The organism is Micromonospora sp. 4G55 (genome assembly GCF_016803375.1).
Genome location: NZ_JAEVHN010000180.1, coordinates 1 through 10805, shown reverse-complemented (window position 1 = coordinate 10805; position 10805 = coordinate 1). Strand labels below are relative to the sequence as shown.

Sequence of the window (10805 nt, the reverse complement as noted above, 5' to 3'; positions counted from 1 at the left end):
GCGGATGGGGGCGGCCGGTGCCGGTCCGGCTCCTCGCGGAGGATCGCCTCGTGGATCGCCTGGATCTCCGGTCCGGGCTCGATCCCCAACTCGTCGACCATCGACTCGCGGCCGTCGCGGTAGACGGCGAGCGCGTCCGGGCGCCGCCCCAGCGCGCTCAACGCCCGCATCAGCTGCCCCCGCATCCGCTCCCGGAACGGGTGGCGGCGGACCAGGTCGGTCAGCTCCGCGGCCACCTGCTCGGTCCGCCCCAGCAGCAGCTCGATCCCGGTGCGCTCCTCCACCGCGGTCAGTCGCAGCTCCTCCAGGCGGGCGGCCTCGCCGGCGAGCAGCTCGCTCTCCACACCGCCGAGGGCCGCGCCCCGCCACTGCCCGCCGGCGCGGCGGATCAGCTCGACGGCCTCCTCGTGGCGGCCGGCGGTGGCGGCCCAACGCCCCTGGGCGAGCATCTCCTCGAAGAGGTCGCGGTCGAGAGTGGCCGCACCGATGCGGATCAGGTAGCCGGGCGACCGGGTGACGATCGCGGTGCCGACGCCGCCGCCCAGCGACCGGCGCAGGGTGGAGACGTACGTCTGGAGCACGGCGCGGGCGGTGCCCGGCGGCCCGTCGCCCCAGATGACGTCGACCAGCCGCTCCGCCGGCACCACGTGCCCATGCTCGACCAGCAGGGCGGCGAGCAGCGTGCGCGGCTTGACGCCGCCGAGCTGGACCGGATGATCGGCGATGGTGGCCTCGACGGGCCCGAGCAGGCGGAACTCCATTACCACACCGTCCCCCGTGACAGTTGGCGAGCCTGATCGACGATCTTATGTGGCTCATCGACCGAGGTGGATCGGCCGTTCGGTTGACCCCGGGTGCGCGGGTCGCCACCCGAGGTGATCACGGTCGGCGACCGGCGAGGTCACCCCGACGCGCGCGGGATCGGCGAAGATGGGGACGCGACTGTCGGAGGGAGACGGGGATGAAGGCGATCGTCTACGAGGAGACCGGCGACCCCTCGGTGCTGAAGCTGGTGGACCGGCCGGTGCCGGAACCCGGGCGCGGCGAGGTGCTGGTCCGGGTGGCCGTCTCCGGGGTGAACCCGACCGACTGGAAGGCTCGCCGGCAGTGGCCGCTGCCGGCCGGCTGGCAGACCCCCGGCCAGGACGGCGCCGGGGTCATCGAGGCGGTCGGCGAGGGCGTCGACCAGATCCTGATCGGCAAGCGGGTGTGGCTCTGGGAGGCCGCCTGGCAGCGCCCCTGGGGCACCGCAGCCGAGTACACCGTGGTCCCGGTCCGCCAGGCGGTAGGCCTCGGTTCCGCCGACTTCGACCTCGGCGCCTGCCTCGGCATCCCGTTCCTCACCGCGCACCGCTGCCTCACCGCCGGGGAGTACATGCCGACCAAGCTGCACGCCGGTGCGCTCAGCGACCATGTGGTGCTGGTGCAGGGCGGCGCGGGCGCGGTGGGCAACGCCGCGATCCAGCTCGCGCGCTGGGCGGACGCCTGCGTGATCACCACCGTCAGCAGCCCGGAGAAGGCGCAGTTCGCGGCGGCGGCCGGCGCGTCCTTCGTGATCAACTATCGGGAACAGGACGTGGTCGAGGAGGTCCGCAAGATCGCCCCCGACGGGGTGCACACCATCGTCGAGGTCTCCGCCGCCCGCAACGCCGCCACCGACGTCCAACTGCTCCGCCCCGGCGGCGCGGTCTGCGTGTACGCCGACGACGGGGGCGCCGAGGTCACCCTGCCGATCCGGCCGCTCATGGTGCCCAACGCCCGCTGGCAGTTCGTGCTGGTCTACACCGAGCCGGCGGCGGCCAAGGCGCGGGCGGTCACCGACGTGGCCGCGGCGGTGGCCCAGGGCGGCGTACGGGTGGGCGGGGAGGTCGGCCTGCCCCTGCACCACTACCCGCTGGGAGACACGGCTGCCGCGCACCAGGCGGTGGAGGATTCGGTGGTCGGAAAGGTGCTGATCACCACCAGCGCGCAGTGACGCTACTCGGCGCGCGCCTGGGCGACGGAGGCGCGGACCAGCTCGGTCAGCACGTCGAGATCGACGTCGGCGAGCCGCTTGACGTAGAGGCAGCCCTTGCCGGCGGTGTGCCGGCCCAGCCGGGCCAGTAACTGCTCCTTCTCGGGGAATCCCTCACCGAGGTAGAGGGTGGTGGCCGCCTTGCGCGGCGAGAACCCGACCAGGAACCAGTCCAGCTCGCGACCGCTGGCGTAGCGCAGGTGCCGCTGCCCGAAGCCGACGATGGCGTCCCCCCACATGGTCGGCGGCTCGCCGGTGACCTGCCGCATCAGGTCGCGGACGGCGATGGCGTCGCGGCGGCGGGTCTCGTCCGGCACGGCGGCGAGGAAGTCGTCCACGCTGGCGGCGGTCGGGGCGGTCTTCAGGGTTGCCATGACGTCTCCGGTACTCGACGGCGGGCCGGCCCGGGGGCGGCCGGTTCAGCCCGGAGCCTACGAGCCGACACCGACACCGAAGCCGCGTGAGCTGGGCGGATTTCCTCGTCAGCGGGACAGAGGCGAACATGTTTCGCAAGAATGACTGTTGCGGGTCGCCCCGCAAAAAGCGGGCGGCCCCGGCGCGGTGCGAACGCCGGGGCGCCCCTGGGGAGGGATGCTTCTCAAGGAGTACGTCCCTGCCCCTTACGGCGACGAGCCGCCGGAAAACGTTACGGCCCGGTCAGTTCCCGCACCTCCAGCCCGCCGTCGGCGTAGCGGGACCGGACCACCTTCTTGTCGAACTTGCCGACGCTCGTCTTCGGCACCGCGTCGATGAACGCCCACCGCTCCGGCAGCTGCCAGTGCGCCACCGACTTCGCCAGGAACGCCCGCAGCTCCTCCGCGGTCACCGAGGCGCCCTCGCGGATCACCACGGTGGCCAGCGGACGCTCGTCCCACCGCTGATCGGGCACCCCCACCACGCAGGCCTCCTGCACGTCGGGGTGAGCCATCAGCGCGTTCTCCAGCTCCACCGAGGAGATCCACTCCCCGCCCGACTTGATCACGTCCTTGGCCCGGTCGGTGAGGGTGATGTAGCCGTCCGGCGAGAGGGTGCCCACGTCACCGGTACGCAGCCAGCCGTCGCGGAACTTCTCCTCGTCCGGGGTGTCGTCCCCGACGTACCGAGCGGTCACCCACGGGCCCCGGACCTCCAGCTCGCCGACGGACGTCCCGTCGGCGGGCAGCGGCTCGCCCAGCGGGCCGACGATCCGCGCGGCCACCCCGGCCGGCACCCGGCCCTGGGTGTAGCGGTAGCGCCAGGCGTCGTCACCGGTGGCGCCGGCCGGGGGCCGGGACACCGAGCCCAGCGGGGACATCTCGGTCATCCCCCAGGCGTGGATGACCTCGATCCCGTGCCGCTCGGCGAACGCGTGCATCAGCGCGGGCGGGCAGGCCGAACCGCCGACGATCACCTCCGTCAGCGAGGAGGTGTCCACGTCGTGATTGTCCAGATAGGACAGCAGGTCGTTCCAGATGGTCGGCACCGCGCCGGCCAGGGTGGGCCGCTCGGCGGCGATCATCTCGGCGATCGGCGCGGCCTGGAGGAACCGGTCCGGCATGATCAGCGACGCGCCGGAGAGGAAGGCCGCGTACGGCAGGCCCCACGACATCGCGTGGAACATCGGCACGATGGCCAGTTCCCGGTCGACCGGACCGAGGCCGAAGCCCTCCGGCATGCAGACCTGCAACGAGTGCAGGTAGATCGAGCGGTGCGAGTAGGCCACGCCCTTGGGGTTGCCGGTGGTGCCGGAGGTGTAGCAGAGGGCGGCGGCGTCCCGCTCGTCCACCTCGGGCCACTGGTAGCTGTCGGGGCGGCCGGCCAGCAGCTCGTCCCAGTGGTGCACGGTGATCCGGTCGCCGGCCGCCGCGACCAGCGGGGCGGGGTCGCCGCCGCCGACCACCACCACGTGTTGCACCGTGGTCATCTCGCCGAGCACCCGGGCCAGCAGCGGGATCAGCGTCGAGTCGACCAGCACCACCCGGTCCTCGGCGTGGTTGGCGATGTAGGCGACCTGGTCCGGGAAGAGCCGGATGTTCAGGGTGTGCAGCACTGCGCCCATGCTGGGCACCGCGAAGTACGCCACCAGGTGCTCGTTGTTGTTCCACATGAAGGTGGCGACCCGTTCGTCGCCGGTCACCCCGCACTCGTCGCGCAGGGCATGGGCCAGCCGGGCGGCGGCGCGGCCGACCTCGGCGTACGACATCCGGCGGGGCTCGGCGCCGGTCCACGTGACGACCTCTGCCGTGCCGTGCACGGTGGAGCCGTGTTCGAGGATCCGAGCGACCTGGAGGGGGGCGTCCATCATCGTGCTACGCATGGGTAACAAGCTAGTGTCGCCGGTCACAGGTTGGGAACCCCCGGAACACCGGAGGCACCCCCGGGAAGCTGCGTAAATTGTCCGGGTGAGCATCTCGTGGGCCGACTCGTACGTGGGGCAGCTGCGCGCCCTGGCCGGTGACCGGACGCTGATGTTCGTCGGGGCCCGGGCCGTGGTCCGCGACAACGCGGGCCGGGTGCTGCTGATTCAGCGTTCCGACAACGGCCACTGGGCCCTGCCGGCGGGCGCGATGGAGCTGGGCGAGTCGATCGCCGACTGCGCGGTACGCGAGGTCCGCGAGGAGACCGGGCTGCGCGCGCTGCGGGTCAGCGCGTTCGCCCTCTACACCGGGCCGGACCGCACCCACACCAACATGTACGGCCACACCTACCAGATCTTCACCGCCGCGTTCCGGGTCGAGGACTGGGACGGCGACCTGGTCCGGATCACCGACGAGACGACCGACGCCGGCTTCTTCCCCCGCGACGCGTTCCCCTCGCCGCTGTCGGCCTCGGTCCCGGAGACCCTCGCCGACCTCGACGTCTTCGAGCAGACCAACCGGCTCATCCTCAAGTAGTCCCGACCGCGGCCGGCTCGGGTCGGCTGGGCGCGACCGCCTCCGCCCGCGCGCCGGTGCGTTCGGCGCCGATGCCGGCGGCCACCACGAAGGCGATCCCGACCACCGCCCCGACGCCCGGCACCTGGTACAGCGCCACCAGGCCGATGACCAGCGCGATCGCCGGCTCCAGGCTCATCAGCGTGCCGAAGGCGGCGGTGGTGAGCCGGCGCAGGGCGAGCAGTTCCAGCACGAACGGCACCACCGGCAGCAGCACCGCCAGCCCCAGCCCGGCCAGCAGCACCGGCCAGGTGAGGTCGCCGAGGACGCCCGGCCCGACCACCACGGTGGCGACCACCGCGGCCACCGGCATCGACACCGCCAGGCCGCGGATGCCCGAGACCTCGTCGCCGACCCGCTGGGTGAGCAGGATGTACGCCGCCCAGCAGGCACCCGCCGCCAGCGCGAAGCCGACGCCCACCAGATCCGCCCCGCCGCGCCACGGCTCGGTGAGCAGCAGGACCCCCACGGCGGCGAGCGCCGGCCAGAGCTTCGTCCCGCCCCGGCCCCGGGCCACCGCCACCCCGAGCGGGCCGAGGAACTCCAGCGCGCTCGCCGTACCCAGCGGCAGGCGGGCCACCGCGGCCATGAACAGGATGGTCACCCCGGCGGTCACCACGCCGAGCGCGACACAGGCCAGCAGGGCACGCCGGGTGAAGCCGGACGGACGGGGGCGGACCAGGACCACCAGCAGCAGTCCGGCCCAGGCCAGCCGCAGCCAGGCCGCTCCGTCGGGCCCCACCTCGTCGAAGAGGGAGACCGAGGCGGCCAGACCGAGCTGGACGAAGAGCATCGACGCGAGCGCCATCGACGCGCCGGTACGGGTGGGAGCCATGCCCCCAGTAGAGCCGCTACCTACCGTTCATGTCCACGTGACTTTGCTGGACGTACCGTTCGGCGATGATGAACAATCGTGGCGTGGACCTGCGCCGACTGCGACTGCTGCGCGAGCTGGCCCGGCTGGGCTCGATGCGCGAGGTCGCCGACGAGCTGGGCGTCACCACGTCCACGGTGTCGCAGCAGCTCGCCGCGCTCTCCCGCGAGGTCGGCGCGCCGCTGATCGAGCCGCAGGGCCGCCGGGTGCGACTCACCCCCGCCGGGCGGCGGCTGGCCGAGCACGCGGTGACCATCCTCGCCGCCGTCGAGGCGGCCCGGCTCGACCTCGACCCGCGGGCCGAGCCGGCCGGCACCGTCCGGGTCGCCGGCTTCGCGACCGCCGTCCGCCGGTCGCTGCTGCCGGTCACCGTCGACCTCGCGGCGCGCCACCCGCAGGTCCGGCTGCGCATCCACGAGCACGAACCGGCCGAGGCGTTCGCGCTGCTGGCGACCGACGACGTCGACCTCGCTCTGACGTACGACTACAACCTCGCGCCGGCACCCGTCGACCGCACGCTGGAGGCGATCCCGCTCTGGTCGGCGCCGTGGAGCCTCGGCGTGCCGGCCGACGCCGTCCCGGACGTCCCGGGTGACGCCGCCGGCGTCTTCGACCGCTTCCGGGACCGCAGCTGGATCGTCAACTCCCGCTACACCGCCGACGAGGTGGTCGTCCGGACCATCGCCTCGATGGCGGATTTCGAACCCCGGATCGAACACCGCGCGGACAGCCTGGAACTCGTCCAGGACCTGATCGTCGCCGGCCTCGGCGTCGGGCTGCTCCCCGCCGACCAGCCGACCGTTCCCGGCGTACGCCTGCTCCCGCTCACCGGCCCGGAGGCCCGGCTGCGCTCGTACGCGGTCACCCGCCGGGGCCGGACCGCCTGGCCCCCGCTCGCCCTGATCCTCGACCTGCTCGCGGCCGTACCGTCATAGCCGCCGCCTGCGTCAGAGCATGGTCTGCGACTTCGCCTCCATGTCGGCGGCGGCCTCCTCCTTCGACTCCTTCGGCAGCGGCTTGCCACCGGGGGCGGCAGCCTTGCCACCGAGCGGGTCGGCGCCGCCGGTCGCGCCCTGCGGGCCGGTCCCGCGCAGCTGATCGTCCGGCAGGGCCAGGGTGACCACCACCGCCAGGACGGCGATCAGGCCGGCCGTCAGGAAGACCATGTCCAGCGAGTCGACGAAGGCACCCTGGATGGCGGCCCGTACCGGCCCCGGCAGCGCCAGGATGGTCGCCGGGTCGTTGATCGAGATGTCGGCCCCACCACTGGCCACGACGGCGGCGCGCTGCTCCGGGGGCAGCTGGGCGATCGCGGCCGGCAGCCGGTCGGCGAGCTGCGCGGTCAGCCGGGAGGAGAGCACCGCGCCGAGGATCGCCACCCCGAACGAGCCGCCCAGCGACCGGAAGAACGTCGCCGACGAGGTCCCCGCGCCCAGGTCGCGGACGTCGACCGCGTTCTGCACCGCGAGGATCAGCGACTGCATGCACAGGCCCAGCCCGACGCCGATCACCACCATGAAACCGAACGCCACCCAGAGCGAGGTCTCCACCTCCAGCCGGGTGAAGAGCAGCATGCCGGCCAGCAGCACCACCGAGCCGACCACCGGGAACCACTTGTACCGGCCGATCCGGCTCATCGCCCGGCCGGTGAGGACCGAGGTGACGATGATGCCGGCCATCATCGGCAGCATCAGCAGACCGCTGCGGGTCGGCGAGGCGCCCTTGACGATCTGGAGGTAGAGCGGGATGAAGATGATCGACCCGAACATCACCAGACCGAGCACGAAGCCCGCCGAGTTGGCCAGCGCGAAGGTGGCGCTGCGGAACAGCCGCAGCGGCAGGATCGGCTCGGCGACCCGGGCCTCCTGCACCACGAAGAGCACCCCGAGGACCGCCCCGGCGACGAAGAGCCCGATGATCACCCCGGAGTCCCAGGCGTACTCGTTGCCGCCCCAGCTCAGCGCGAGCAGCAGGGCGCTCACCCCGGCCACCAGCAGCCCGGCGCCGAGCCAGTCGATCGCGTGCTCCCGCCGCTCGAACGGGATCAGCCGCATGACGTGGTAGCAGACCACGATCGCCAGGATCGCCAGCGGCACGTTGATGTAGAAGATCCACCGCCAGTTCGTCTCGGCGAAGTACCCGCCGACCAGCGGCCCGGCCACCGACGACAGGCCGAAGACCGCGCCGAAGAGTCCCTGGTAGCGGCCCCGCTCCCGGGGCGAGACCACGTCCGAGATGATGGTGAACGCCAGCGTCATCAGGCCGCCCGCGCCGATGCCCTGGATGCCCCGGGTGACGATCAGCTGGGTCATGTCCTGCGACAGGCCGGCCAGCAGCGAGCCGAGCAGGAACGTGCCGATCGAGAAGAGAAAGACCGGTCGGCGGCCGTACAGGTCGGCCATCTTGCCGTACAGCGGGGTGGAGGCGGTGGAGGCGAGCAGGTACGCGGTCACCACCCACGAGTAGTGGTTGATGCCGCCCAACTCCCCGACGATGGTGGGCAGCGCCGTACCGACGATGGTCTGGTCGAGCGCGGCCAGCAGCATCCCGGTCATCAGGCCGAACATCAGCAGGCGGATCTGGCGGGCGTGCAGCACCGGGCGGCCCTGGGCTTCCGTGGTCATCCCGCCTTCTATCCAGGACCGCGCGGAACATGCGCCCCGGGCGGGAAAACCCGTCGACAGGCCGGCTGACGCTCGGCGACCATGCCGCCCGTGAGACTGCTTCGCCGGCTGGCCCTGGACCTCACGCCGCTGCGTACCTCGCGGGACTTCCGGCTGGTCTTCGCCGCGGCGGGGGTGTCCGGCTTCGGGTCGTTCATCACCTACGTGACGCTGCCGTACCAGGTGTACCAGCTCACCGGTGATCCGCTGCTGGTCGGCCTGCTCGGCGTCTGCGAGCTCGTACCCCTGCTCCTGATGGCCTTCGTCGGCGGCGCGCTCGCCGACTACCTGGACCGGCGGCGGCTGGTGCTCGGCGGCGAGATCGGCTTCACGCTGCTCTGCGGGGTGCTGCTGGTCAACTCGCTGTCGGCGGCGCCGCACCTGTGGCTGCTGTACGTGGTGGCGGCCGCGACCGCGGCGCTGGACGGGGTGCAGCGCCCGGCCATGGAGGGGCTCACCCCCCGGATCGTCGCGCCCGACGAGATCCCGGCGGCGGGCGCGCTGAACTCGCTGCGGATGGACGTGGCCCAGCTCGGCGGCCCGGCCGTCGCCGGCGTGCTGATCGCCTCCGTGGACCTGGCCTGGGTGTACGCCATCGACCTGGCCACCTTCGCGTTCTCGCTGGCCTGCCTGGCGCTGGTCCGGGCGGTCCCGCCACCGCCGGCCGCCGACCGGCCGTCGCTGCGCTCGGTGGTCACCGGCCTGCGGTACGCCCGCAGTCGCCCGGAACTGCTCGGCACCTACCTGGTCGACATCAACGCGATGTTCTTCGGGATGCCGCAGGCGCTCTACCCGTTCATGGCCGAGAAGCTGGGTGGCCCGGCGGTGCTCGGGCTGCTCTACGCCGCCCCGGCGGCCGGCTCGCTGCTCGCCACGGTCAGTTCCGGCTGGGTGAAGCACGTGCACCGGCACGGGCTGATGGTGGTGCTGGCGGCCGGAGCGTGGGGGCTGGCCGTGATCGGCTTCGGGCTGGCCGGCTGGCTCTGGTTGGCGCTGCTGTTCCTGGTGCTGGCCGGCGCGGCCGACATGGTCTCCGGCCTGTTCCGGATGACCATCTGGAACCAGACGATCCCCGACCACCTGCGCGGCCGGCTCGCCGGCATCGAGATGCTGTCGTACTCGACCGGCCCGCTGCTCGGACAACTCCGCTCCGGCCTGGTCGCCCGCACGCCACTGGGCGTGACCGGCTCGATCGTCTCCGGCGGCGTCCTCTGCGTCCTCGGCACCATCGCCCTGGCCGCCGCCCTCCCCGCCTTCCTCCGCTACGACGGCCGCGACGGCCTGGCCCGCAAACAGGCCGAAGACGCCGCCTGGGCCACCACCGCCCCCACCCGCGTCACCCCCGACCCGGCCCGTTGACCATGAAGTTGTTGTCCTGACACGCCGGGCCGGCCGACAACAACTTCATGATCAACGGAGGCGGTGGGGCCCGAATGCCCAGAACGTGCGCGCGGGGGGTGGGTATGTTTGGCGCGGGGCGCTCGGGGGAGTCGGGAAGGCATGGCAGGAGCAGCAGCGGAACAGCGCCGGCTCGCCACCGTCGTGGAGAGCTGGCTCGGGCGCCCGGTCCTGGTCGTCGGGGACGCCATGCTGGACGAGTGGCGGTTCGCCGAGTCCGACCGGCTCTGCCGCGAGGCGCCCGCCCCCGTCCTCACCCTGCGCCGGCGCATCTCCGCCGCCGGCGGCGCCGCCAACACGGCGGTCAACATCGCCACCCTCGGCGGCCGGGCGCTGCTGGTCGCCCCGGTCGGCGCCGACGTGGCCGGCGACGAACTGCACGACTGCCTGGACCGGGCCGGGGTCTGGGACCGTACGGTCAGCGAGCCGCACCGGCCGACGCCGGTGAAGCGGCGGATGCTCGCCGGCAACCAGATCCTGCTCCGGGAGGACTCCGGCGACCCGGAGGACGCGCTCGACGACGACGGCGTGCGGGACCTGCTCACCGCGCTGGACTGCGCGACCGAGGAGCTGAAGGCGGCCGCCGGTGGCGCCACGCCCACCCTGGTGGTCTGCGACTACGGCCTGGGCGCACTGCCCGCGCCGGTGCGCGCCTGGCTGGTCGCCAACCGCGAGCGCTACACCACGGTCGCGCTGGACGCGCACGACCTGGCCGACTGGCGGGGCCTCGCCCCGACCGTGGTGACCCCGAGCTTCGCCGAGGCGACCCGGCTGCTGGCCCGCGCCGCCGCCGGCTTCGGCGCCGCGCCCCGACTGGCGGGGCCTCGCCCCGACCGTGGTGACCCCGAGCTTCGCCGAGGCGACCCGGCTGCTGGCCCGCGCCGCCGCCGGCTTCGGCGCCGCGCCGCGTCCCGCCGGACGGACCGCCGCCGGCCCGGACCTGC

At 73.2% G+C, this 10805-nt stretch carries 10 protein-coding genes; 5 read left to right on the top strand and 5 right to left on the bottom strand.

The genetic code is table 11. The features are described 5' to 3' along the window. Positions 1 to 761: AfsR/SARP family transcriptional regulator (locus JNW89_RS16630; RefSeq protein ID WP_238449610.1), on the bottom strand; the 761-nt coding region annotated here is incomplete at its 3' end. A 200-nt stretch (positions 762 to 961) separates the two neighbouring features. Here JNW89_RS16630 and JNW89_RS16625 point away from each other — a divergent pair. After that, positions 962 to 1975, top strand: coding sequence for an NADPH:quinone reductase (locus JNW89_RS16625; RefSeq protein WP_238449609.1), 1014 nt, complete (start codon positions 962 to 964; stop codon positions 1973 to 1975). A 2-nt stretch (positions 1976 to 1977) separates the two neighbouring features. Here JNW89_RS16625 and JNW89_RS16620 read toward each other — a convergent pair whose 3' ends face one another. Then, positions 1978 to 2388, bottom strand: a complete 411-nt coding sequence (locus tag JNW89_RS16620; protein ID WP_238449608.1) for a DUF1801 domain-containing protein — start codon at positions 2386 to 2388, stop codon at positions 1978 to 1980. 272 nt (positions 2389 to 2660) lie between these two features. Further along, entirely contained in the window at positions 2661 to 4295 is a 1635-nt protein-coding gene (locus tag JNW89_RS16615) for a fatty acid--CoA ligase (RefSeq protein WP_238449612.1), read from the bottom strand. 100 nt (positions 4296 to 4395) lie between these two features. On the opposite strand from JNW89_RS16615, the gene JNW89_RS16610 reads away from it, so the two are divergent. Continuing rightward, positions 4396 to 4887 (top strand): NUDIX domain-containing protein, encoded by a 492-nt coding sequence (locus JNW89_RS16610; protein ID WP_238449607.1) that lies wholly within the window; start codon positions 4396 to 4398, stop codon positions 4885 to 4887. Here JNW89_RS16610 and JNW89_RS16605 read toward each other — a convergent pair. Then, positions 4880 to 5761 (bottom strand): DMT family transporter, encoded by an 882-nt coding sequence (locus JNW89_RS16605; protein ID WP_238449606.1) that lies wholly within the window; start codon positions 5759 to 5761, stop codon positions 4880 to 4882. The two genes, JNW89_RS16610 and JNW89_RS16605, sit on opposite strands and share 8 nt — an antisense overlap. 65 nt (positions 5762 to 5826) lie before the next feature. Here JNW89_RS16605 and JNW89_RS16600 point away from each other — a divergent pair, with 65 nt between their 5' ends. Beyond that, positions 5827 to 6735, top strand: a complete 909-nt coding sequence (locus JNW89_RS16600; protein ID WP_238449605.1) for a LysR family transcriptional regulator — start codon at positions 5827 to 5829, stop codon at positions 6733 to 6735. A 12-nt stretch (positions 6736 to 6747) separates the two neighbouring features. On the opposite strand, the gene JNW89_RS16595 is transcribed toward JNW89_RS16600, so the two are convergent. Further along, on the bottom strand, positions 6748 to 8424 hold the full coding sequence (locus JNW89_RS16595; protein WP_238449604.1) for an MDR family MFS transporter: 1677 nt from the start codon (positions 8422 to 8424) through the stop codon (positions 6748 to 6750). A gap of 81 nt (positions 8425 to 8505) precedes the next feature. Here JNW89_RS16595 and JNW89_RS16590 point away from each other — a divergent pair, with 81 nt between their 5' ends. Both JNW89_RS16590 and JNW89_RS16585 read left to right on the top strand, forming a co-directional pair. Continuing rightward, positions 8506 to 9822 (top strand): MFS transporter, encoded by a 1317-nt coding sequence (locus tag JNW89_RS16590; RefSeq protein WP_375155109.1) that lies wholly within the window; start codon positions 8506 to 8508, stop codon positions 9820 to 9822. 141 nt (positions 9823 to 9963) lie between these two features. After that, positions 9964 to 10805 (top strand): bifunctional heptose 7-phosphate kinase/heptose 1-phosphate adenyltransferase (locus tag JNW89_RS16585; RefSeq protein WP_238449603.1); only part of this gene is annotated, 842 nt, incomplete at its 3' end.